At 41.7% G+C, this 24,528-nt stretch carries 22 protein-coding genes and 1 tRNA gene; 6 read left to right on the forward strand and 17 right to left on the reverse strand.

Annotated features, from left to right (window positions below; all coding sequences use genetic code 11):
- Positions 1-6: 6 nt before the first annotated feature.
- Positions 7-1,185 (forward strand): hypothetical protein, encoded by a 1,179-nt coding sequence (locus U5907_07815; protein WRQ32480.1) that lies wholly within the window; start codon positions 7-9, stop codon positions 1,183-1,185.
- Here the strand turns inward: U5907_07815 and U5907_07820 are convergent.
- Genes U5907_07820 through U5907_07830 form a run of 3 tightly spaced genes read right to left on the reverse strand, consistent with a single transcriptional unit; the run spans position 1,136 to position 5,122 of the window.
- Complete coding sequence (locus U5907_07820) at positions 1,136-2,098, reverse strand: chorismate synthase (protein ID WRQ32481.1); 963 nt, start codon at positions 2,096-2,098, stop codon at positions 1,136-1,138. The genes U5907_07815 and U5907_07820 overlap by 50 nt on opposite strands.
- Entirely contained in the window at positions 2,095-4,113 is a 2,019-nt protein-coding gene (gene aroA / locus U5907_07825) for a 3-phosphoshikimate 1-carboxyvinyltransferase (protein ID WRQ32482.1), read from the reverse strand. Before aroA ends, U5907_07820 begins: the two co-directional genes overlap by 4 nt.
- A complete protein-coding gene (locus tag U5907_07830) occupies positions 4,100-5,122 on the reverse strand; it encodes a 3-dehydroquinate synthase family protein (GenBank protein ID WRQ32483.1) in 1,023 nt (340 codons plus the stop codon). The genes aroA and U5907_07830 overlap by 14 nt, the downstream gene beginning before the upstream one ends.
- 120 nt (positions 5,123-5,242) lie before the next feature.
- Here U5907_07830 and U5907_07835 point away from each other — a divergent pair, with 120 nt between their 5' ends.
- Positions 5,243-6,772 (forward strand): YifB family Mg chelatase-like AAA ATPase, encoded by a 1,530-nt coding sequence (locus U5907_07835; protein ID WRQ32484.1) that lies wholly within the window; start codon positions 5,243-5,245, stop codon positions 6,770-6,772.
- A 58-nt stretch (positions 6,773-6,830) separates the two neighbouring features.
- Positions 6,831-7,247 carry a tRNA (adenosine(37)-N6)-threonylcarbamoyltransferase complex ATPase subunit type 1 TsaE gene (tsaE, locus tag U5907_07840; GenBank protein WRQ32485.1) on the forward strand — a complete coding sequence of 139 codons (417 nt, stop codon included), beginning with the start codon at positions 6,831-6,833 and terminating at the stop codon, positions 7,245-7,247.
- Here the strand turns inward: tsaE and U5907_07845 are convergent, their stop codons facing one another.
- From U5907_07845 to U5907_07880, 8 genes are all read right to left on the reverse strand, one after another.
- On the reverse strand, positions 7,248-8,414 hold the full coding sequence (locus U5907_07845) for a DUF1343 domain-containing protein (protein WRQ32486.1): 1,167 nt from the start codon (positions 8,412-8,414) through the stop codon (positions 7,248-7,250).
- Between the two features lie 34 nt (positions 8,415-8,448).
- The gene (gene selD / locus U5907_07850; protein WRQ32487.1) at positions 8,449-9,489 is read right to left on the reverse strand and encodes a selenide, water dikinase SelD; all 1,041 of its coding nucleotides are present in this window, start codon (positions 9,487-9,489) and stop codon (positions 8,449-8,451) included.
- Positions 9,486-9,842 carry a hypothetical protein gene (locus tag U5907_07855; GenBank protein WRQ32488.1) on the reverse strand — a complete coding sequence of 119 codons (357 nt, stop codon included), beginning with the start codon at positions 9,840-9,842 and terminating at the stop codon, positions 9,486-9,488. Before U5907_07855 ends, selD begins: the two co-directional genes overlap by 4 nt.
- 13 nt (positions 9,843-9,855) lie before the next feature.
- Positions 9,856-10,893 (reverse strand): tRNA 2-selenouridine(34) synthase MnmH, encoded by a 1,038-nt coding sequence (gene mnmH, locus U5907_07860; GenBank protein WRQ32489.1) that lies wholly within the window; start codon positions 10,891-10,893, stop codon positions 9,856-9,858.
- A gap of 26 nt (positions 10,894-10,919) precedes the next feature.
- A complete protein-coding gene (locus U5907_07865; GenBank protein WRQ32490.1) occupies positions 10,920-12,260 on the reverse strand; it encodes an outer membrane protein transport protein in 1,341 nt (446 codons plus the stop codon).
- Positions 12,261-12,449: 189 nt separating this feature from the next.
- Positions 12,450-14,888 (reverse strand): DPP IV N-terminal domain-containing protein, encoded by a 2,439-nt coding sequence (locus U5907_07870; GenBank protein ID WRQ32491.1) that lies wholly within the window; start codon positions 14,886-14,888, stop codon positions 12,450-12,452.
- Between the two features lie 50 nt (positions 14,889-14,938).
- Positions 14,939-15,454, reverse strand: coding sequence for a metallophosphoesterase family protein (locus U5907_07875; protein WRQ32492.1), 516 nt, complete (start codon positions 15,452-15,454; stop codon positions 14,939-14,941).
- Positions 15,454-16,641: a heparan-alpha-glucosaminide N-acetyltransferase domain-containing protein gene (locus U5907_07880; protein WRQ32493.1), complete on the reverse strand. Its 1,188-nt coding sequence runs from the start codon at positions 16,639-16,641 to the stop codon at positions 15,454-15,456. The genes U5907_07875 and U5907_07880 overlap by 1 nt, the downstream gene beginning before the upstream one ends.
- A 39-nt stretch (positions 16,642-16,680) precedes the next feature.
- On the opposite strand from U5907_07880, the gene U5907_07885 reads away from it, so the two are divergent.
- Positions 16,681-17,418 (forward strand): RsmE family RNA methyltransferase, encoded by a 738-nt coding sequence (locus tag U5907_07885; protein ID WRQ32494.1) that lies wholly within the window; start codon positions 16,681-16,683, stop codon positions 17,416-17,418.
- Here the strand turns inward: U5907_07885 and U5907_07890 are convergent.
- From U5907_07890 to U5907_07915, 6 genes are read right to left on the reverse strand one after another with little or no spacing between them, the layout of a single operon-like run.
- The gene (locus U5907_07890; GenBank protein WRQ32495.1) at positions 17,401-18,369 is read right to left on the reverse strand and encodes a calcium/sodium antiporter; all 969 of its coding nucleotides are present in this window, start codon (positions 18,367-18,369) and stop codon (positions 17,401-17,403) included. The genes U5907_07885 and U5907_07890 overlap by 18 nt on opposite strands.
- A gap of 9 nt (positions 18,370-18,378) precedes the next feature.
- Entirely contained in the window at positions 18,379-18,963 is a 585-nt protein-coding gene (locus U5907_07895; GenBank protein WRQ32496.1) for an L-threonylcarbamoyladenylate synthase, read from the reverse strand.
- A 3-nt stretch (positions 18,964-18,966) separates the two neighbouring features.
- Positions 18,967-20,070, reverse strand: coding sequence for an endonuclease/exonuclease/phosphatase family protein (locus U5907_07900; protein WRQ32497.1), 1,104 nt, complete (start codon positions 20,068-20,070; stop codon positions 18,967-18,969).
- Positions 20,070-20,750, reverse strand: coding sequence for a rhomboid family intramembrane serine protease (locus U5907_07905; GenBank protein WRQ32498.1), 681 nt, complete (start codon positions 20,748-20,750; stop codon positions 20,070-20,072). The genes U5907_07900 and U5907_07905 overlap by 1 nt, the downstream gene beginning before the upstream one ends.
- 23 nt (positions 20,751-20,773) lie before the next feature.
- Positions 20,774-22,528, reverse strand: a complete 1,755-nt coding sequence (gene mutL, locus U5907_07910; protein ID WRQ32499.1) for a DNA mismatch repair endonuclease MutL — start codon at positions 22,526-22,528, stop codon at positions 20,774-20,776.
- 23 nt (positions 22,529-22,551) lie between these two features.
- Entirely contained in the window at positions 22,552-22,845 is a 294-nt protein-coding gene (locus U5907_07915) for a hypothetical protein (GenBank protein WRQ32500.1), read from the reverse strand.
- Positions 22,846-22,928: 83 nt separating this feature from the next.
- On the opposite strand from U5907_07915, the gene ispF reads away from it, so the two are divergent.
- Positions 22,929-23,417, forward strand: a complete 489-nt coding sequence (ispF, locus tag U5907_07920; GenBank protein WRQ34093.1) for a 2-C-methyl-D-erythritol 2,4-cyclodiphosphate synthase — start codon at positions 22,929-22,931, stop codon at positions 23,415-23,417.
- A 1,016-nt stretch (positions 23,418-24,433) separates the two neighbouring features.
- Positions 24,434-24,507, forward strand: a tRNA-Met gene (locus U5907_07925).
- The last annotated feature ends 21 nt before the right edge of the window (positions 24,508-24,528 follow it).

The raw sequence follows: 24,528 nt of genomic DNA on the forward strand, positions 1-24,528 counted from the left end.
TTACTGATGAGCGTAATAATAAGGGAGGTAAAAAGCCGGGTGGAATTAAAGGCATTTATCTCCTTTCCTGAAAAGCTTTATAAGAATTGTCCATACTGGGTAAATGCATTGTGGAGCGATGAGTACAAGACTCTTTTAAAGTCAGAAAATCCCGCTTTTGAATATTGTGAAGCATGGTATTTTATTGCAGAGAGAGATGGAAAAGTTATAGGAAGAGTTGCTGCAATAATTAATCATAATGCAAATCGTGACTGGCAAACAAAAAATATGAGATTTGGCTGGCTTGATTTCATTGATGATATTGATGTTTCAGGGGCCTTGCTTGGGAAGGTTGAGGAGTTAGCATATGAGAAGGGAATGACAGCTGTTAATGGTCCCTTTGGTTTTACCGATATGGACAGAGAGGGAATGCTTACCGAGGGTTTTGAAAATATGGGGGCATTTACAACTCTCTACAACTACTCTTATTATCCGGACCATTTGGAGAAGCTCGGCTTTATTAAGGATGCCGAGTGGGTTCAGCGCGAATTTGATGTTCCTGAGGATGTCCCTGAAAAACTGAAACAGTATTCAAGGATAGTCAAACAGAAATACAGAGTCTCAATTCTTGAAGTGAAATCGAAGAAGGAGTTAAGGTCCTATGCACTTGACCTTTTCAATGCACTTAATAAAGCATTTGTCCCTTTATACGGATTTACCCCAATTTCCCAGAAACAAATTGAGTGGTATGTAGATCAGTTTCTCCCTCTGATAAATATGGACCTTGTCTGCCTTGTCGTTAATGAAGAGGATAAAGTAGTCGCATTTGCTGTCACAATGCCTAGCCTCTCAAGGGCTATGAGAGAGTCAAAGGGGAGGATGTTCCCATTTGGATTTTTTAAACTGCTTAAAGCTCTTAAAAGCTTTGAACTAGTAGATCTTTATATGATTGGAATAATTCCTGAGTATCAAAACAAAGGTATTAATGCTGTTATATTTGATTATTTAAACTCAAACTTTATCAGACTGGGTGTAAAGAGGGTTATTGCAAATCCTCAACTGGAGACAAACAAAGCTGTTCAGAGCATTTTTGATTACTATCCCGGAAAAGTGTACTCAAAAAGGCGTTGCTATATTAAATCATTGAGAGAGTCTGTTAAAGAAGAAAATCTGCAATTGCAACAGCCGCCGCCGCTTCAACTATAACGGGAACCCTAAGTGCAAAACAGGTATCATGCCTTCCGGTTACGATAAGCTCCTCAACTTTGCCGGAATCAAAATTAAATGTGTTCTGTGGAATACTAATACTTGATGTAGGCTTGACTGCAACTCTGAAAACGATATCATTCCCGTTTGTAATACCTCCGTTAATTCCACCAGCACCATTTTTAAATGTTTTTCCGGAGGGATCAATGATTGGATCATTATGTTCTGATCCTAGCATTCTGGATGCTGCAAATCCATCGCCAAATTCAATCCCCCTGATTCCCGGGATTGCAAAAATCAGATGTGAAATAACGGATTCAACGGAGTCAAAAAATGGGTTACCTATTCCCGCAGGAAGGTCAGATATTATACACTCAATAACACCTCCAAGTGAGTCCCCTTTATTAGCTGCCCTCTCTAAAGCATCATTCCACGGATTCTCCCCTCCAATTTCAAGAATAGATGATAGTACAGATACCGGTTCAATTATTCTTTTGGCAATTACACCTGCTGCTACGATCCCTATTGTAACTCTCCCTGAGTGATGTCCTCCTCCTCTTAAGTCTGCGTGCTCTCCAAACCTCTCCCGTGAACTGAAGTCTGCGTGACCCGGCCTGGGGTGGTTTCTGAACTTTTCATAATCAGATGGTCTAGTGTTTTCATTAGAGAAAAGCAGACAAAGTGGAGAGCCAGTTGTGAAGCCGTTATGCAAACCACTAATAATATTAATTTGATCTGCCTCTATTCTGGATGTTGTTCCTGATGCACCAGGTCTTCTTCTTGACAAGTCTGCAATAAAATCATTTGCTGACAGTGGTATCCCGGAAGGAATGCCATCAACTACAATACCAAGTCCGGCTCCGTGTGATTCTCCGAATATTGATACTCTGAATCTGTTGCCAAATCTGTTCATTTTACAAAATTGCTTATAAAGCCCGGGTAGGATTTTGAAATACACTCCATGTTATCAAGATAAAGAGGTTCATCTATGTTAAGTGAGGCAATACAAAGAGCCATTGCTATTCTGTGATCACCATGTGTATTGCAGTACCCTCCATGGAGTTTACCCCCTTTAATTATCATATAATCTCCCTGGATATCTATGTCTGCACCAAGTTTAACAAACTCAGAAAAGAGTGTCTCTGCCCTGTTGCTCTCTTTGTTGTATAATCTGCTTACCCCCTTTATCCGGCTCTCACCATCACAATTAAGGGCGAGTACAACAAGAGGCGGAAAGAGATCCGGAGAGTCTGTTGCATCGTATTCAAATGATTTCAACGGCAACTTACTCTCTTTAATCTCAATTTTTCCTGAACAACAATCCTCATCATCCGGATTGTCCCGGAAAACGCAAGGGACATCACCACACATTATCAAGTATTTTGGCCCCTCATGAACTTCCAGTTCCACTCCTGTGGCCTTAAGTACATCAAGGATTTTCTCATCGGCTTGAAGAGAATTTATCTCAAGATTCTTTATAGTTACAGGTTTTGAAATAACTGACCCAACCATTAAAAGAGCGGCAGAACTCCAGTCTCCCTGTATCTGATAGAATATTTTCTTCCTGTATCTCTGTCTTCCCGGGATTACAAACTGTGTGTAGTTATTGTTTGTTACCTTTAAATTAAAATCACGCAGGGTTTTTAAAGTAAGGTCAATATATGGTTTGCTGGTTGGACTCTCAAGTTCTATTTTGCTTGAATCAACACAGAGCGGTAAAGCCATTAACAGACCGGAAACTAATTGAGATCCTCCCTTGCCGGAGATCTGAATGGTGCCCCCTTTTAACGAGCCGTTAATTCTTCCCGGTAAGTACCCGTTTGCTGTTTCAAAAGAGATTCCAACTTTTTCAAGAATCTCGTCCACACCTGTGTACTCTCTTTTTAACAGGGTCCCCTTTCCGGTAATTGTAATTTTCCTGTTCACTGAGAGGTGTCCTGATATTGGAATCATAAGCTTTGAGAGAAGACCGGATTCGCCTGCATTAAATGTAAGTGGCGATTTTGACTTTGTAAAATTGAGACTTATGGCATTGGAACCTGGACTTTTTATCGTGAGGTGCCCTCTCTTACTTTTATATTTGACCTGAACACCAAACTTCTTCGCCAGTTCTAATGCAGCGTCAGTGTCGTTACATGGGGTGTAACCATAAAGATTAGAGATCCCCTTAGCCATACTTGCCGCAATGATTGCTCTCTGAGCGTGACTTTTAGAAGATGGAGCCTTGATTGAACTTTGAATTGTTCTGTATTTTATTTTGTGAGAGTAGCTCTTTGGATTAACTGCCGCTTTGGCTTCGTCCGCCAGAGGCTGTCCGGGGGCAGTTGCAAGCTCTCCCTTTGGTGCTGCAAATGTAAATGGCGCGCCCAAATTTAGCGAAAGAAGCCGAGTGAATTTTCCGGCATTTCCCATACTGAAAGCGAGTAAACGCTGCTTCTCAAAATGTCTGTAAAGCCTCAGAGTTCTTACTCCCTCCTCTGTAATAATAGCTGTTGTTGCAATTTTTGCAATATCGGCACCATACTCAAAGCATCTTCCGGTAATCTCTAAAAGCCTTTCAAAAGGATCAGTATTTGAAAAGTTATGGTAAGAGAGTATTACCCCAAACCCATTTTCCCGGGCCAGAGTTACGATAGCTTCCCGATACTCTGCAGGGGCATCATACTCAATATCTACATATTTTACAATTTTGCTCTTTTTGACCGGACCATTTCCTTTAATAGCAGCTGTTAATTTATCAAAGCATACCTCTTTAGGTTGTTTCTCCAGCCTGCAAGTTGCAATTAAGCTTGACTCTTTTGAGAATAACTTGCTTATCTCACTAACAGTTAATTCCATCAAATCAAGGCGAATTTCGGACATCTCGGCACGGGAAATTGCTTTGAGAAGAGCCTTGTAATTCAACTTTTGTAAACTAAGACAAATCATTTAACAATCCTTTTAATCGATCAATTGTAATAGGGTAAATAACAGCCTTTCCAATTCCTTCTAAAAGAATCAACTGGATAGCCTCACCATCTTTTTTCTTATCTTTTGTCATCACTTCAGCCAATTCTCTTGGGTGTACAGGGGGAATATAAGGAAGAGCTAAAGAGTCCAGGTCCCGGATTATTTTATCCTCTGCGGATTTTGACAGGAGTCTAAGTTTTGAAGATAGTTTTGCACATAATGCTATTCCTATACTTACCGCCTCTCCGTGTGATATCCCACATTGTTTTTCCAGCGCATGGCCAAAAGTGTGACCAAGATTGAGCAACTTTCTCTCTCCCTTTTCAAAAGGGTCCCTGGCTACAATCTCGCTTTTAATCTCTGTTACCCTTTTAATAAAAGGGAATAGTTCTGAAAATGCTGAAATCTTTTTTAGATAGGGGCTTCCTCCGCTTATTACATCCACAGCATCAAGATAACTGGCTTTATCAGCGATAAGCAAAGTTTTAACCATTTCTGCCAGCCCCTCATTAATCTGTTTTTTTGGCAGAGTGTCAAGAAACTCACTGCAGAATATTGTAAAATCAGAGGGATTAAATTGACCAAGTATATTCTTATAGCCTCTGACATTGATGGCACTCTTCCCGCCAATAGATGAGTCAACCTGGGCAAGCAGGGTAGTTGGGATTAATCCATAATCCACCCCTCTGAAATATGTGGATGCGAGGAAGCCGCCGACATCACCCACAATTCCGCCACCTGCAACAAGAAGAAGGGTGCCTCTGTCAGCACCGGTATCCATTAGTTTGATAGTGAGTTCCTCAATGGTTTCAAAGCATTTTTTATCCTCGCTCGACTCCATTGTTATTATGGGGTATGGGAAAAGATTTTCAAAAATTCCCTTAAGTCTCTCGTCGGACAATATAACAATCCGTCTCTCCGCAGGGATAAACCCCGGGATTTCACCAATTTTCTTGCAGTAATAACGGAGTGTCTCCTTCATTTCCATTTATACAAATCTACATAATTTTTCCCTTAAAAGTTGTGAATTCTAAATATGGAAAATTCTTCAACAGTATTGCCAAATTCAACATTGCTCACCAGTTGAGGTTTCCACTAATTTATAGCTTTGAAAGCAAAAATGCTAAGAAGGACTTTTTGTGCAACATGTCTTGGAGTGGATGCAATTACAGTTGTCGTTGAGGTTGATGTAACTGTAGGGATATCATTTCATCTTGTAGGTCTTCCGGACAGCGCTGTGAGGGAGAGCCAGCAGAGAATCGGGACAGCCCTCACCTCTGTGGGTGCCAGAATTCCGGGTAAAAAAATTATAGTGAATATGGCTCCTGCTGATTTAAAAAAGGAGGGATCTTCGTTTGATCTTGCAATAGCCGTAGGTATCCTTGCAGCTACCGGGCAGTACTCTTTCTGCAATCTCAATGAATTTATGATATTGGGGGAGTTGGCCCTTGACGGGTCGCTGAGACCTGTATCAGGAGCCCTTCCAATTGCGGAGCATGCAAAAAAGGAGGGTTTTAAGGGGTGTATCTTCCCGGGCTCTTCAGCCGGTGAAGCAGCAGAGATTGATGGGATAGATGTTTTTGGAGCTGATAATCTTAATGAAGTCATTTCAATTCTTTATGGTGAGGGTATTATCTTGCCTGTAAAACATGGAGATAGGGTAGTACGCCACTCTCTCTCTGCAGATATTCCGGATTTCTCAGAGATAAAGGGGCAGGCGGGGGCAAAAAGGGCATTGGAGATAGCTGCTGCAGGGTCTCATAATATTTTGCTAAGCGGACCTCCGGGTGCGGGCAAAACCTTTATGGCTAAGGCTCTTGCAGGGATCTTGCCAAAAATGACCAGAGAGGAGTCTGTAGAGACAAGCAAAATTTATAGTGTAGCCGGGAAGGGTGCATTAAAGGATGGTCTTATAACAGAGAGGCCATTCAGGTCTCCGCACCACTCGGCCTCAATATATGCAATAATTGGAGGGGGATTTAACTCACGGCCCGGAGAGATCTCTCTGGCTCATAATGGTGTCCTCTATCTGGATGAGATAGCTGAGTACCCCAGGGGCGTGCTTGAGGTACTCAGGCAGCCGATGGAGGAGAGGTGTGTCTCTATTTCAAGACTTAAGTATAAGATAACCTATCCGGCAAATTTCATGCTTGTTGCCTCTATGAATCCCTGCCCGTGCGGCTATTACGGACAGCCGGGAGACAAATGCAGCTGTACCCGGTTTCAGATTGAGAGATATTCGGCAAAACTGTCTGGCCCTCTTCTGGACAGGATTGATCTGTTGTGTGATGTAAATCCTGTCCCGGCAGAGCACCTGATCTCGGAGAGACTCTCTGAGGGTAGTCAGGCCATAAGAGAGAGAGTTGAGAGGGCAAGAGCAGTACAAAGCAAGAGATTTATGGGGAGAATATCTACCAACTCTCAGATGTCCGCCGGTGACCTCAGGCACTACTGCATGGTTGGCAGAAAAGAGGCCGATTTTCTATCGGGGGCAATTAGTAAGCTTGGACTTTCAGCAAGAGCCTACAGCAGAATTTTAAAAGTGGCAAGGACCATTGCAGATATGGAGAGCGCTCAAAATATCTCGGTTTGCCATATTGCGGAGGCGATTCAGTATAGGAGAGTTTCCAATTTTTAATATCTTTGAGCACACTTTCTGAGGAGATTAATAATCAGGAGAGAGATATAAGTACGCAATGAACAAGACTATATTAATAAGTGGACTTGACAATATTGAAGAGGCTGCCGGGGAGTTTTTAATGAAAAAGCCGGCTAATATGGTTGTTGCACTTTATGGAGAGATGGGTGCAGGTAAGACCACTTTTACAAAAGCTTTATGTAAAGTGTTGGGGGTAGTGGATGGTGTGAACAGCCCAACTTTTAACCTGATTAATGAATACAGGACAGACAAGGGAGAGGTCGTTTACCATTTTGATTTTTACCGTATTAATAAACTTGAGGAGGCCTTTGATATAGGCTTTGAAGAGTTTATTGAGTCCGGAAATCTCTGTATTATAGAGTGGCCGGAAAAAATAGAACAGATACTCCCTTCCGACACATTGCGGGTGAAAATATCTGTTCTTAAGGATGGCTCCAGAGAGCTTGCTTTCTAGTTAGTTCTCAGGATATAACAGGTAAGGGCGTCTCTGCTCCTTAAATTTTGCAACATCTCCTGCCCACATAGCCTTGATCTCTGCTGCTGACTTACCCTCTTTAATCATTTTGCGCACATATCCCTGGCCAATAAGAAGCTCAAAGAAAGAGCGGAAGAAATGGTCGTCAAGGTTTAGGTTGTTATAAGCATCAATTACATATTCCAGATTAATTCCTGCCTTGTTAATCTCTTCAATTGAAGGCGTTGTTCTAAGGTCCACACCGTAACACTCTCTGTTAAGCTGAGGTGGAAATTTTGCTCCCGGGATGCTTTTAGGGGTAAATGAGAATTTGTATCCCTTCATATTAGGATGTCCGTACATCTGGAACGCTTCAGTTGTACCCCTTCCCAAACTCACCGGAGTAGCTTCAAAATAACAGGTTGAAGGATAGAGATAAATTGATCTCATATCAGGAAGGTTAGGGGATGGTTTAACAGGGAGCTGATACATACTTGCATGTGTATAGTTTTTGCACTTGATAACTGTAACATCGCACTGAATCCCATCTTTTAGCCATTTTTCACCATTAATCATGCCCGCCAGCTCACCAAGGGTCATGCCGTGAACTGTAGGGATAGGAAGCCAGCCGACTCCTGATTTATACTTCATATCAAGGATAGGGCCGTCAACATAAAATCCTATTGGATTTGGTCTGTCAAGGACAATCATCTTTACTCCGCTCTCTGCACATGCCTCCATCATTCTGGCCATTGTTGTGAGGTAGGTATAAAATCTTACACCAACATCCTGAAGATCAAAAACCATTACATCAATTGTCTTCATTAGATCTGCAGATGGTTTGCCGGTGTTTCCCTCGTAAAGTGATTTGATTGGGATTCCGGTCTTTTCATCAATTGAACTTGCTACATGCTCACCTGCATCCGCATCACCTCTGAAACCATGTTCCGGAGATAGTATAGCAACGATGTTTACCTTGAGGGAGACGAGGGAGTCCACAAGGTGTGATTTTCCAATTATTCCTGTTTGGTTTGTCAGAACTGCCACTTTTTTGCCCTTTAAAAGAGGGAGGTATTCGCTTATAGATTCCGCCCCTGTTTTAATGTTTCCGGCAATAAGCAGAGTTGCAAGAAACAGAGTTAATCCGGTTAAAAATACTTTTTTCATATTTGGGGTTATTGTTTTAAATTTCTCAAATATACTATATAATCTCAATATACTCCTCAGATGTACGCCTCTTGAGAGAGCCTATCCTATAAAGAGGGAAGCCCTCTCTGCTTGCTGTTTTTTCAAGTTTTTCCACCCCCTCGGGAAGTACGGCAATCAATAATCCTCCGCTGGTCTGAGGATCACAAAGAAGCATTTTTTGGTTTTCAGTTACAGAGCCGGACTTATGTCCGTAGCTTGCATAGTTTCTGAATGTCCCTCCCGGGATACACTCCTTTTCAATGTAATAAGAGGCTCCGTCAATTCTGGGGATACTGTTGAATTCAATCTCGGCTGTTAAGCCGCTCCCCTCAGCCATTTCAATGGCGTGTCCCATCAATCCAAATCCTGTAACATCTGTGAGAGCGGTTACCTCATCAAGTTCAGATATTGCCATCCCGGGAGAATTCAGAGTTGTCATAAGTTTAAGTGCACAGGCCTTATCGTCGTCTTTTGCAAGTCCAAACTTTTCAGCTGTAGTAACGAGGCCGATTCCTATCGGCTTGGTAAGGAATAGTATTGATCCCTCCTTTGCTCCGCTGTTCTTTTTTACTCTGTTTGTATCAACAATTCCGGTTACGGCAAGGCCGAATATCGGATCGGATATATTTATACTATGCCCGCCTGCAAGAGGAATACCTGCATTGTCGCAGACCTCTCTTGCTCCTGCTACAACATCAGCAGCAAGTGATCCGGGAAGTTTTTCAAGAGGCCATCCCAGTATTGCAATAGCCATTATAGGCTTGCCACCCATTGCGTATATGTCTGATATTGCATTAGTCGCTGAAATCCGTCCAAAATCTCTGGCATTATCCACAATAGGAGTAAAGAAATCTGTTGTGCTGATTATAGCCTTCCCGTCACCAATATCGTATACTGCAGCATCATCTTTGCTGTCGTTTCCCACGATCAGATTTGGAAAATTGAGTCCGGAAACACTTCCTTTCAGAATCTCTTCGAGATCTTTAGGGGCTATTTTGCATCCGCAGCCTGCCCCGGGACTGAATTGTGTAAGGCGTGTATTTTCCTTGCTCATAGCTTAATGAGTTTAGTGCTGTTGTACTGGATATCAATAATGTCCAGCATTGTTCCAACGCTGCCGGTTTCAACTTTGTCAAGCAAATTGTAGAAGATAAGACAAGTTTTACATATCACAATTTTGCTCCCCATACTCTCCAGTTTTACTAATTCATCTGTAAAACCTGAATTTTTGCAGGCAGCCTTAACACCCTCTCCGTACATACAGATATATGCAGGAATTCGCTGCTCAGAAATTATAAGTGTCAGATAGTTTTTAAGTAAAGTGTGGGATAGTTCTTCAGGAGCATTACCCATCCCAAATCTGTCAATTATTAAGGCAACTTTAACATTGCCTGATCTGTCATTCATATTGTAACAATTACTAATTAAAAACAATTTTTTTCGCTAGGTTTTTTAACTCCTCTAAGATATTCTCCCCATCCAGTGAATCCATTTTTACAGATGGCAGAGATTCCCTGTCACCAAACCGTGTGTCCAACTGGCTGCCATAGGCCGAATCATAATAGTCCAGGCATATTCTGGCTGATTGTTCTATGTCACCGGAATTGCATGCATCAAGTGCCTTTTTACATTTGTCAAAGCCGAGGCGCTTCTCTATCTTTTTAATAGAAGCAGCAAGCCCCTCTGCTTCAAAGCATGCGTAATCCCTCATTAATCTTGCCAGGCGGATCTCGTAAGGTACATCTACCCTAATAAGAGGCGATGACCTCATCTGGTCCCAGAAGGGCTGAGGAATAAATACCTTGCCAACATTTCTGCTCTCGTCTTCGACCCATACATGATGGCTAGTATCAAGCTTTGCAATCTCTGAGTGAAGTAAATTTTCAAACTGTTCTGTAGATGGCTGATTTGGTTGTCCAAGAGATCCAAAAGCTGAACCTTTGTGGTTAGCCAGCCCTTCGAGATCAAGGATCTGCTCACCTGAACCCTGCAGTAATTGCAGTAGTTCTGTTTTTCCGGATCCGGTGTAGCCTCCCAGAAGAAGAATTTTTAACGGAGCAGAAAAACTGCTATGCACCAATTTTCTGTATCCTTTGTAACCCTCCTCCAGAAGAGAGACCTTTAGCCCGACAGTCTCAAGTAACCACGCCATTGAGGAGGATCTCATTCCACCTCTCCAGCAGTGAACCAGAATCTCAGGTGAGTTAAGTTTAAGTGCAAATTTTGTGAATCCCTTAAGTTTAGGACCAACAAATTCAAGCCCTTTCTGAACAGATATAATTTTGCCCTGCTGTTTGTAAAGTGTCCCTACTTTCGCCCTCTCTTCATCGTTAAACAGGGGTAAAGAGAGAGCCCCCGGAATATGTCCCTGAACATACTCTCCGGGGGATCTTACATCCAGCACGGGAAGGCTCTTCGCCTTAATGATAAACTCTTCAGCTGTTAGTACCTTTGCCATACTCAATGCAAAAGTACTCTTTTTTTCTAGAATTTGAATCTAAGTCCAAGTGATGGCAGGAAGGCAGTTGTCTTGTAGTCTCCTCCAAAAAGGGTTGCATTATTCTGGATATACTTTCCGTTTGTTTTAACACCTTGGTTATACTGGAAAGCAAAATCGACATCCATAAACTTAGCCGCTTTATAAGTAAAACCTGTAGTGACGCTTATCTTATCAGACCCCGGAGAATCAGGAGTATAAAGAGTCAGGTCAGAAGGGGTATTATCATAAACAAATCCGGCTCTTGCAATAAAATTCTTAGTACAGTAAAATTCTGCTCCCAAACGGTAAATCATAGTGTTTGAGAAATTCTTCGGAGAGTTCATTTTTACATTAGGGAAAACGATTGATAAGGTATCATAAGCCTTCCACCCCACATATTGCAGTTCTGCCGACAGTAACATCTTGTCAGTAGCTTTCCATGCAATACCCAGATTTGTATTAGAAGGTATTGGCAACTCTGCGTCAAATTCTGCACCATTCAGCGCAATTGCACCTTTGATTGCTGCAGGGAAGTTAGGACTCTGTGAAAGCATCCCAAAAAGAGTTTGTAACTCAGGAGATCCATAGCTTATTGCGGCACTTCCTCCCTCAAGTTTCATCATAACCTTTGAGCGGTATGAAAGTCCTATACTAAGCCTCTCTGTAGGACTGTACAGGATGCCGATATTAAATCCCAGCCCTATTCCTGATTTTCCGCTCAGGTTCATATCAAGCGGAGAGACATTCAGATTATTATTAATTATTGGGTGATACTGTGCAGGAAGAAGTGGAAGGAAAGCTGCAACTGATCCCACAGGCATTATCCCTTTACTCATCTCCATACTTCCAAAATCAGCCATAAGTCCTGCACCAATACTAAGGTGGTCATTGAACTTATATGAAATAGTTGGCTGTACAGAAAAAACCTTCAGCGATATGTTCTGGATATATGTTGAGCCTGTCCAGTTATCCGGCCACACAAGAGAGTTACCGGCGGGATTTGTAATACTTACCCCTGCATAAAGGTTGTCAATAATCTTAAATCCGGCATAACCAAAAAGGGGAGTTCCAATAGGATTATCTGTCTCAGCACTGTAGTTGCCTGATGTAAACTTTACTTTAGAGAATATGGCAGTAGCTCCTAAAGACAAATCTACCTTACCCTCCATATATGATAACCCTGCAGGGTTAAACAGCATACTCTCTCCACCCAGCTTTAAAGCTGTTCCCAGATGCCCCATTCCAAGCTGGCGTGCACTCTGAGTGTTTAGCTGGTAGCCTTCAGCCATCAGCGACAGGCCAATCAGATTGGCCATAATAAACATTGAAATTTTCTTCAGTTTCATTTTATTAATATTTTGAACGGTTGCAAAACTAGAATAAAAATTACTTTGCTATACTCGCTTTTGAGCAAAAGCCTGTAAAGAATTGATTATGAGAAATAAGAAAAGTATACTATTTTTGACATTAGGTGTATAAAAAAGGCTAACCAAATATTTTTTGGTCAGCCTCAGTAAATTTTAGTCGTATATGATCTAATTATTATTCATTTCAGGGATCTCAACTTCATTTTTATAATCACCAATCAGATACCTTGAGAAGTAGTCACCCATTCTCCAGAAGAAGTACTCTGTCATATCACCAAATCCGTGGCGCTGGCCGGGAAGCATCATCATATCAAATCTTTTGTTTGCGCGGATGAGTGCGTTAACCATTCTGAGAGTGTTACCGGGGTGTACATTATTGTCAATATCTCCGGTAAAGAGAAGCAGTCTGCCCTTTAGATTTTTTGCAATCTCGGAGTTTTTATCAATACTGTATTTAAATGTGGTATCGCCCTTTTCAGTAATGCTTTCAAGTACTCCATGGTGCTGCTCGCTCCACCAGCGATTGTAAATATTGTTTTCGTGATTACCTGCAGATGAGACAGCAACTTTAAAGAAATCCGGGTAAACCAGCATAGCTGCCGTTGACATGAATCCTCCGCCAGAGTGTCCGTGAATACCTACCTTTGATCCGTCAATAAACGGATGTTTTGCAGCTAATCTCTCTACAACTACCTTTTTGTCCTCAAGTCCATAATCTCTGAGATTTCCGTAACCAAAGTTATGATACCACTTAGAACGGGAAGGGTGACCACCTCTGTTACCAACAGTAATTACCACAAAACCAAACTGGGCAAGCCTGTCAACTCTGTCCATTGATTTTGTCCAGGAAGCATTTACAGCCTCTGTCTGAGGGCCAGGATAAACATACTCGATAATTGGATATTTTTTAGTTGAATCAAAATCAAATGGTTTATACATTACTCCGTAAAGATCTGTAACACCATCACCGGCTTTAACTTTAAAGAGTTCAGGAAACTTGTACCCTGCAGCAAACAGAGGTGAGAGGTCCGTCTCTTCCAAATCCAGAATTTTTTTGCCTGTATTGTCATAAAGAGCACTCTTTGGAGCGGTGTTAACCCTTGAGTAGTTGCTGATAAAGTACTTGCCATTATCAGATGTATTTGACTCAAAATTGTAATCCCCGGAATTAAGAATCTTCAATCCTGAGCCATCAAAATTAACCCTGTACTGATGTGTATAATATGGATTTTCTCCCTTTTCTCTTGCATTTGCAGTAAAGTATATTACTCTTTGAACAGGGTCAACTGCAGTCACCTCCTCAACATGAAAATCTCCGGATGTAACAGGATTCTTCAATTTCCCATTTTCATCAAAGAGATAAAGATGAGCCCATCCTGACCTTTCGCTCCACCAGATAAACTCTTTGCCATTATTCACCAGGTTAAGCTGACGAGTCTCAACATATGTATTTAATCTCTCTTCAACCAAAGTTGTCAGAGTATCAGATGTAACAAATGCAGCACACAGATCTACCCTTTTTAAATCACGGCTTGTTCGGGTAACATAAAATTTATCAGTAGTACCCATCCATACACTGTGCATAATGGAGTCTCCATAATTCTTCTGCAGTACAGGCTGATTAAGGATTCTAATCTCTTGATCTTTAAAAGCGGCGCTCTTAATCTCTCTATATGATTTATTCTCCATGTCAAATAGATAGAGATGACGAACCGGAGCTTCACTCTCTCCCGGCATATGATATTTGTATGTTTCCAGCTTTGGTCTTGGGTTGGCAAGGACATCAATAACCCACAGATCTTTAACTTTTGAAGTATTGCTTCTTACGAAAGCAAAGCTTTTTGAATCAGGAGACCATAAAATATAGGCTCCGCTTCTCTTCTTTTTATCTTTGTCTGTAGCGTAGGGATCACTGTTGCCACCTCCAAATCCAAAATCTTTAGTGCCCTCAGTTGTTAACTGGTGCTCAACAATAGTTGAGTCCTCCTCATCTTTCCGGGCCTTCTCAAAATTTTCCATATCCATCCAGTAAAGGTTGAAATCTCTTGAGAAAACAACGTACTTTTTATCCGGAGAGATACTACCCCATCTGGGATACGGTTTTGGAGTTTTATAATCTTTTATTTCAGTAAGTTTGCCTGATGCAATATCGTAATCAAACCCGTGGACTTTTTTAACCTTCTTTGATTTTCCTGTCTTCTCGTCCTTTTCATCAACATCTGCAGTACTCTTAATCTCAAATCTGAATTTAACATCATCAATTAGACGGATGTTTTGAATTGGGATATTTTGAGCGTCAAAAGGATCTTTTACAATTTCTGTAAGTTGAGCGGCAAGTTTAACATTGTCAAATACCTGTTTCTTAGATCCTGTTACGGGATCTGCAATGTAATAGAAAGTGCCTTCTGTAGTTTGCCAGTTATACCAGAACTTATCAGAGTTCTTAAACCACCTAGGATTTACAGCGGTTGAAAATACCATCTTTCCAACCTTTTTTGGAGAGAATCTGGCTGCCAGTTCATAATTTGCTTTTGTCACAGGGGTATTCTGGGCAAACACAAACGAAACTGAAAAAATAACAGCCAGCAGGATGAGTGTTTTTTTCATAAGTTTATAGTTAGATTATTTATAATTTGACTTTTAAAAATGTACTTAGTTTAAATCTCAGGACTCAGATTTGTGCTTTTCTTCCATTCTCCAACCTCCATGTCAGAAATGGTCCCGTTTTCAATTCGAAATCTCAATGCAGTTCTAACATTATGAAACCCCTGTATTCCGGCAGCTCCCGGGTTGATTGTGAGCATATTGTACTTTTTATCATTTATGACTTTTAATATGTGAGAATGTCCGCAGATAAAAATATCCGGCCTGTGTGCTTCAATTAGTTGAAGAGCTTTGTAATCATATCTCCCGGGATAACCACCAATATGTATCATAAGAACTTTCATCCCCTCAACACTCATTAACTGAATAAATGGATGAACTACTCTCACGGATGTGCCATCACAATTTCCGTAAACACCTTTAAGTGGTTTAAATGACGATATTCTGTCTGATACATCCAGATTGCCAAAGTCTCCGGCATGCCAGATTTCGTCAACATCTTTGAAGAACTCCTGAAGTTTTTCGTCAAAAAATGAATGGGTGTCTGAAAGGAGACCGATATATGCCATCAGAGTTTAATTATGATATTCTTTCTGTAAAGCCAGATAGCCATCAGGAGAAATAGTGCCACATACATAAGGGCATACATAAGAGACCCAAATTCGTTATGGCCCAGAAGTTCAACGCAGCAGTTTCTGTATATCCATGATGAGGCTGATATTGTGCTCTCTTTTATGGTTAAGTCATCGGTTACAATCACCTCTGTCCATTTTATTACCCTGCCAAGTGTCTTTGCAAGAACGCCGGCCATAACAAATGCAAACAGAGGATTAAGGCCCATTGCTCTGAAAGGGAAGAAGATTTTGTCCTTTCCCTTTATGTCAATAAAGTATATAAACAAAGCAAGCATCACGATTGACCATCCGCCTGCGTAAAATACATATGAGGGTGTCCACAAAGGCTTGTTTATTGGAATAAATATACTCATTACTACGCCTGCACCAAGTGAGAGGAGTCCCAATGTATAAAGTTTTGCGACTGCATCACTTTTATTTGAACTTTTTCTGATTATACCCCCTATTGTATAACCTAACAAAACTGTAGCAGCTCCCGAAAGGACCCCAAGCAGACCTTCCGGATCAAAGGCTTTGCCGAATCCATGGTATACATGACTCTCACCCAGTACAGCAACATCAATTGCGCCGGATATGTTTCCCTCAAGAGAGAAGGGCTCTACTCCTCCGTAAATAACAAGAATTGAAGTGTGAAGTATCATCAGAACTCCCATTCCTAAAGCAATTTTTCCCGGCTTTTTGAGCCAGAGAGCAAGAGCACCTCCTACCAGGTAGCAAAGAGCAATTCTTTGCAATACCCCCATTATTCTGATGTTTCCCAAATAGTTCATATAATTCTCAGCAAATGAGAGAGCTGTATCCGGAGATGTGGGGTAAAATGGATATGCATTTAACAGGAGGCCGGTTAAAAAGATCAGAGCAGACCGTTTTATTAGTTTAATAAATGATTTTGCATCAAGTCCGTCTCCATATTTTGCAAAAGAGAACGAAAGGGCCGCACCAACAATAAAAAGGAAGAAGGGAAAAACCAGATCAGTTGGGGTACAACCATGCCAGGAAGCGTGACGCAGAGGTGCAAAAATTTTTGACCAGCTGCCGGGATTATTGACAAGAATCATTCCTGCCACAGTCATCCCTCTAAGCACATCAAGTGCTGCATATCTTTGTGAAGGGGTATTCATAAGGCAAAAATAACCTTTTTTCCTATATTTGCCCCCGGAATGGAACTCTTTTTCACCAATACAATTACAGGCTCAACTGCTATGCTTGACGAGCAGGAGAGCACACATTGTCTTAAAGTCCTAAGACATAAGAGAGGGGACAAAATCACATTTACTGACGGTGCAGGAAAGCTTTATTCTGCAGAGATATCAAATGTCCAGGGCAAAATATGTCATCTTAATATACTCTCCTCGCTGGATAGCGGAGAGGTGAGACCATACTATCTTCATATTGCTGTTGCACCCACAAAAAGCCTTGACAGATATGAGTGGTTCCTTGAGAAGGCTGTTGAATTTGGTGTAGACAGGATAACTCCAGTAGTTGGAGATCATTCTGAAAGAAGAATATTCAAGAAAGAGAGGGGGGAGAGGGTGATTTTATCTGCTCTTAAACAATCGCTTAAGACTACATTGCCCATGCTTGATGAAACTATTGATTTGAGTGATTTCATCAAATCTGAAGCAGTGGAAAGGTTCACCGGAGCAAAACTTATTGGTCATTGCAATACCGGAGAGAGAACAGAACTTACAACAATAATCGATTCACTCACCCCGACAGATGGGAAGAGGAGAGCCCTGATTTTAATCGGCCCGGAAGGAGACTTCTCTCTTAGTGAGGTTAATCTTGCTATAAGTAAGGGGTTTAGGGATTTTACAATGGGTGAATCCCGGTTCAGGGTAGAGACAGCAGCTGTGGCTGCCATTTCAGCAATGTACTTTCTAAGCAGGAGAGGCTGACAACAACCAGACTACATAACCAACATAAAGAGTAAAGAGCAGAGCCCCCTCTTTTTTGTCTATTCTTATGCCTTTTCCGCGGAATGCAAGAACGAGCACTAGTATTGTTGCCATTGCAGAGATAACAAGGTCTGCCATATTATTCCTGGCAAAAGGGAGCGGTGTGATAGATGCAGAAACTCCAAGTATCAGAAATATGTTGAATATGTTACTTCCAACGACATTTCCAATAGCTATTTCACTATTACCCCGATAGGCTGCCATAACGCTTGTGGCCAGCTCCGGTAGAGATGTTCCGGCGGCAACAATAGTAAGGCCGATAACAGTTTCGCTCATCCCCCATCCACGGGCCAGCTCTGTGGCATTATCAACTATCAGGTCCCCTCCGAATATCAAAGCAGCAAGCCCTCCGGCCACAAAAAAAAGAGATAGCATAACAGGGTATACCTTCTCCTCTTTAGGTGTGTCTTCCTCTTTGATCTGTCCGTTTTTTGCAGACAGGAATATATAATAAATAAAAATAGCAAAGAAGAGGAGCAGAGTGATTCCGTCTGACCTTGATATCATCCCTGACCCCTCTCCCATAAACTGGTCACCCGCAACAGCTATCAATACAAAAGCAGCAAGAATTGCATAAGGAATCTCAATTTTTACAAGGGACCTCTGAAGTCCAATCGGCCGTATCATGGCTGCAATACCAACAATAACAAGGAGATTAAAGATATTGCTTCCTACCACATTTCCAATGGCCATACCGGGAGAACCGCCGGTTGAGGCCATAATGTTTACGGCAAGTTCAGGAGCAGAAGTTCCAAAGGATACTACAGTCAAACCAATTATAAGATCTGATATCTTTAATTTTTTTGCAATTGATGAAGCACCCTTGACAAGATAGTCTGCTCCAAAAATCAGCACAACAAAACCTAATATGAGTAATAAATAGGGTAACATATTATTTTTTTATTCTTTTATAATTTTAACCTCTCCGGAGAGTCCCAGCATCATAATAGATGAGGGTTTTCCTGTGGATCCTGACTCAAATGAATTATCGGCAACCCAATCAGCAGCTTCAATAATGTCAATTGAGACAGATTCAAAGAAGTCTGGGGCATTGGATCCTGAAATATTCGCAGATGTTGAGGCCAAAGGTTTGCCGAAACGCCTTATAAGAGACCGGCAAAATTGATGATCCGGGATTCTGAACGCAGCATATTTATCCTCGGAGATTGCATTGGTTGCCAGCCTCTCTGCTCCGGGATAAATTATTGTCAGAGGTTTGTCATTAATTTCCAGGATTTGCCATGCTATCTCCGGCACCTCTCTTATGTAACGGGAAAGCATATCTGGACCATCAACAAGCATTACCAGGCTATTGCGGTCTTCTCGTCTCTTTATTGCATAAATTTTTTCAACCGCTTTTGGATTGGTAGCATCGCAGCCAAGTCCCCATACAGTATCTGTTGGGTAGAGGATAACTCCACCCTCTCTTAGAATCTTTAAGGCTTCATCAACAGCTTTTTTTAACTCTTTCTCCTTTGATATCATAACTTATGGTATTATCAGTTCTGTAATTACAGGATAGTGGTCTGACCATGGCTCTTTAGGAGTCCTGTGACTCATTGCCCACCACCCGGATGGGTAAAGAACATAGTCTATCCTCAAAAGAGGCCACAAACTTCCATATGTCGCACTCATTCCCTTTCCGGACTCTCTGAAGCTGTCTTCTTTTCCTCTTGAGAGAATATGGTAAGTGTAGGACATAGGAGTGTCATTAAAATCCCCGCAAATGATTGCAGGTATCTCAGAGGCAGAGGAGTGTGCAGCGATTGTGTCTACTTGTCTTGATCTTTTTTTAAATGTATTTGCCATTTTATCGTGAACATCAAGAAGCTCTTCACTCATCTTTTCGCTATTTGATATCCTTTTTACAAGAGATGTGAATGAGATGCTGTGTGATTCCAAATGGGTGTTGTAAATTCTTATAGCTCTACCATAGTGGTCAATATCGCTGTAGATACAAAGATTTGTACTCTTTTTAAAAGTAATCTCTCCCGATTCTTTTATTGGAAAGCGGCTCAAAGTCAAATTCCCGAATCTGCTTCCGCTTTTTAGTTTATAAAAGTGGCTGCTTCTGAATGGATACTCTTTGAAAAGTGTTTTTATCATCCCTGTATCCCTTATGTAAAACTCCTGAAAGCATATTATATCCGGGTTATTTTCCCCGCAGAATCTGGCAATACTTCCAAGTGCAGATTCCCGCCCCACATCTCTCTTATGGGCAAACATCCCCACATTGTAAGTCATGACTTTTAAAGAGATGCCCTCCTCTCCCCTGTTGGGCTCTCCCCAGTTAACAAACATATCGGCAAAAAGCAGAGAGGGGAGTATAGTAAAAAAGGTAATCCATGTAGCACCGCTTCTGCGTAGCATCCCTGCAATCAGTAAAGCGATGTTTACAAGTAGTATAGGAATAAAATAGAGACCAAAAAAGAGAGGGAATGATACAAATGACGGATTTATGAATACTGACAGATATGATAGTACCAGGGCCACCCCTGCAACAATAATCATCAGCCTGAAGAGCAATGCAAAAGGCCAGGGAGATCTCCCATGTTTTACCTTTTTGTTTTTTGATCTTCTTCTTCCGGCCATCAGAAGTACATTTTATTATTCTTTTTCCAGTATCTTATAAGGAAGAAACCAAACAGCATACCGCCCAGGTGGGCAAAGTGAGCAATGTTACCTCCTGTATTAGAAACACCCAGTAATAGTTCAATACCGCCAAATATTAGCACAAACCATTTTGCCTTAAGAGCAACAGGAGGGAAAATTAACTGCAGTACATTATTAGGGAAGAGCATTCCGTATGCAAGCAGAACTCCGTATACTGCTCCTGAAGCACCTACAGTAGGGGTCATAAGCAAGTTCTGAATATTTTGAAGAGCATATTGATTCCCTGCTTCAAAAGCAGCTACTTGTGAAGTGTAGTCAAAATAAAGAACAAGAGAGTGGAGAGCGGCTGCACCCAGCCCGGTCACCATATAGTAAAGAAAGAATTTCTGGCTTCCCCACACATGTTCAAGTACTACACCAAAGATAATCAGTGAGTACATATTGAAAAAGAGGTGAATGAAATTCCCGTGCATAAACATATGTGTGACAAACTGATATGGGCGGAAAAACTCAGATTCAAAATAGAACAGTGAAAACTTCTCGTACATGAAATTCCCCGTGAAAAAGGTGATCAGTAACATAAGTGCGTTGATGATCACAAGGTTTTTAATAACCGGCGGTAGTGATGTAAAAAATCCGCCTCCTCTGTATGGTATCATATTGTAAAATTTTATCAATTAAATTATACGGACATTCGTCCCTCTATCTCTTCAACGGATAGAAGCGAGAAAACCGGGTACCCGGATGGTGAGTTTGCTGGTTCTGTACATGCAAAGAGTGCATCAACAAGTCCCCTCGCCTCAAGATGGCTTAGAGTTCCGCTCTTCTGTCTTGCTCCTGCCGAGGCAAGAGTTGAGGCGATTCTTTCGCGTACCTCACCCCCAATATCCCCTCTGCCTTCCGGCAGAATGTTAATTAGAGTATCTGCAAGTTTGTCTACTCTCTCTATCTCTCCTGAAAAGCTGTCCGGAATACCTGTCAGCAAATACTCTCCATTCTCACTCCTCTTTATGTCAAAACCAAACTGCAAAATGCGTGCACTCTTTTCTTCAACAACAGATTTCTGTGCTTCACTAAGATTTAACTGAGCGGGGAAGAGTACCTTCTGGATATCTGCAGATTCCATTGTAAGAGATTTTATATATCGCTCAAATAGAATTCTTTCCCAGGCACGGATTATATCAATAATAATAAGTCCGGATTTAATAGTAGTGGCTATATATCTGCTCCCAACCTGAAGTACAGGTTTTTGAACAATATGCTCCTCCTGGAAAATAGCTCCGCTATCTTTAACAGGCTCCCAGCTTCTATCTGCCTCTCGATTAAATTTTCCCTCTTCAAAAAATGGGTTAAATAGTGGATCATAATCTATTTTAGGAGGCGGTACCCAGTACCCACTTTTAACTTTGGGAATCTCCGGGGCTCCCTCCTGGTCAAAATCAATACTCGGCATAAAAGAGTTTCTTCCAAGAGATTCTCTTACGGCACTATGCAGAATATCAAAAATTGCGTAATCATCTTCAAACTTGACTTCCGTTTTTGCAGGATGAATATTTACATCAATTCTGGACTGTTCAGCTTCAAAAAAAACAAAGAAGGATGGTAGATGACCCTCCTGGATAAGATTTTCGTATGCTTTAAGGAGTGCCTTCTGAAAATAGGGGCTTCTGAAGAACCTTCCGTTTGCAAAGAAGTACTGGTTGCCCGGAGTTTTTCTGGCATCCTCAGGCTTGCCGATGTATCCCTTTATTTTGACAATAGTTGTATCAACCGAAATCTCTACAAGCTCTTTCCCCAACTCCCGCCCGAGTATAGACTGAATTCTGAGACGGAGATTGGCCGGAGGCAGGTTGTAAACCTCAACTCCGTTATTGGTGAAATGGAAATGGAGATCCGGGCGGGTAATGGCAATCCTTGTAAATTCAGCAAGAATTTGTCTGTACTCGGCAGCATCGGATTTAAGAAATTTTCTTCTGGCCGGGATATTGTAGAATATGTTTCTAACAGAGAAGATTGAACCTTGTGGTGTTGCAATTTGATTTACGGAGTTAACTTTTGACTCGGATATTTTAACTTCTGTTCCGGTCTCATCTTCAGCTCTTCTTGTCCGGAGAGTAACCTCAGAAACAGAGGCTATTGATGCCAGAGCCTCTCCGCGGAATCCAAATGTGCCCAGCTGCTCCAGATCCTCAATTTCATTGATTTTTGATGTGGCATGTCTCTCAAATGCAAGCACGGCGTCTTCACGGGACATCCCACATCCGTTATCGGAAACCTGAATAAGAGTTCTGCCGGAATCCTTTATGGAAACGCTAATTTCCGCAGCTCCCGCATCAACAGCATTTTCCATTAGCTCCTTGACCACAGAGGCCGGTCTTTGAACCACCTCCCCCGCAGCGATCAGATTTGAAACATGTCCCGGAAGTATCTTGAGCATAAGTATTGGTAATCTAACGCAGACTATTTAAAAAAGTTGCCAAGTGCGTCAGCAAAAAAGTAAACCACTGCCATCATAGCAAGGATGGAGACAAGAATAATAATTCTTGATATCATAGGAGACATGGAGCTCTTTCTCCCCTCATAAACCGCCTTTTGAATTTTACCGCGGATATGGCTCCCAATGATATGGACATCATTGTGACTCTCGGCTGCCTTTATCCTCCCCTCCAGCTCCTCTCTCTTAGGATCATAGTAGCGTGGCTGATAGTTAAAGGAGCGATGCTTGGGTACATTAAAGAAATTAAATAAAGCCATTTGCCTCTCTTTTGTTTATATTTACACAAAGATAACAATATTTAATTTTTTATTTTTGTCCTGACATGAAAACTGCAGAAACAATATACCCGCCATTTAGAATCGGCAATGGTTATGATGTTCACCGTCTCGCTCCCAGACTCCCTTTCTGGGTTTGTGGTATTCAGGTTCCTCATGAAAAGGGGTGTATTGCCCATTCAGACGGCGACACTCCTGTTCATGCTCTCAGTGATGCAATCCTAGGTGCACTCGCCCTTGGGGATATTGGAAAACATTTTCCCGACTCTTCAGCCGAATACAGTGGAATAGACAGTAAAATTCTTTTAAAAAGGGTGATTCAGTTAGCTGCCGAGCAGGGATGGAGAATTGGGAACTGCGACATTACAATTGCGCTTCAGCGCCCCAAGATAGGCCCCTATATTCCGCAAATGAGACAAACACTTGCAGAGATACTTGAGTGCGACCTAAGCTGTGTATCTGTCAAAGCCACAACAACTGAGAAACTAGGTTTTGTAGGCAGGGAAGAGGGTATTGAGTGCTGGGCGAGTGTGCTTATGGTTCGTAAAGATTAGAGACTCTCTCCTGATATATGCCCCCGCAGAGGCGGTATCGGCCACCATATGCCCCGGACCAAACTTGTCCTGAAAGAAGTTCTTATACAAATCAATAAGCCTTGACTGCGGATACAACTCCAACTGCCTTTTGACCACACTCTCAACCTCTTGTCTCTGCTGCCCTAACATCATCCCTCCGCCTCCGGTCACCAGTCCGTAAATCAGCACGTAGCGCACGGCTAATCTCATAAACTTTACTCTTGCCTTACTCTTTTTCATACTGCTTATATCTGTTTGCTAATATAGTATAAAGATCCCACTTCTATATTTTGATCTGAATTGTTTAATAAAATCTGACAAATGATACATCTCCTCAAAAGGCTATTTATAGATAAACAGAGAGATACAGAGGTGCAGGTATGGCAAATATCCGGCCGGAAAGCGGTGAGTTGGATGCTTGAGCTAAAGTTTCCCACGTCAAAGACCAGAAGTAAACTATAGTATGCCCTACCCGCACCGCTGTAACACGCTGATTAGCTAAACATAAGCAATCCACCTGTCAGGTCACCTGACAGGTGGATTGTCTATAAATTGATAATCTGAGACTTAGAGCCGCACGGGTTTCGCAAAAATCATCTGCCGAATGGCCAACTCAGGCCGGGCGGGTATCCTCCAAGCCTCACGCCCGGCACCATATAAATGCATCTGCGGGTTGACAGGGATATTTGTATATATGCATAAAAAATAAATAGTTGCAAATTGTTTTTTTGAAAAGTTTTCAAATAAGTAATTTTTAAGTATCTAACTACCTGCTAGATAAGCGAATATCCCTGTCAAACCCTCGCCCGCCTTCTGGCAATTCACCGCCGCCCGGCTTTAGTTACCCTTTTTGCAGAAAATTCCGACATACATCTGCATGGGTATATAGTGTACATAAGGCTGGAGTATATTATTCACAACAAAAATTAATAATTAACCCGGGAAATTTGTCACATCATAAAAAAGTATTACTTTTGCCCTCCCAAACCAAACGCGGCGCGATAGCTCAGCTGGTTAGAGCGCATGATTCATAATCATGAGGTCCCCAGTTCAATCCTGGGTCGCGCTACAAGAGAGCCCCACTTTTGCA

The organism is Bacteroidales bacterium MB20-C3-3 (assembly GCA_035609245.1).
In the GTDB taxonomy this organism is placed as follows: Bacteria; Bacteroidota; Bacteroidia; order Bacteroidales; family UBA932; genus Bact-08.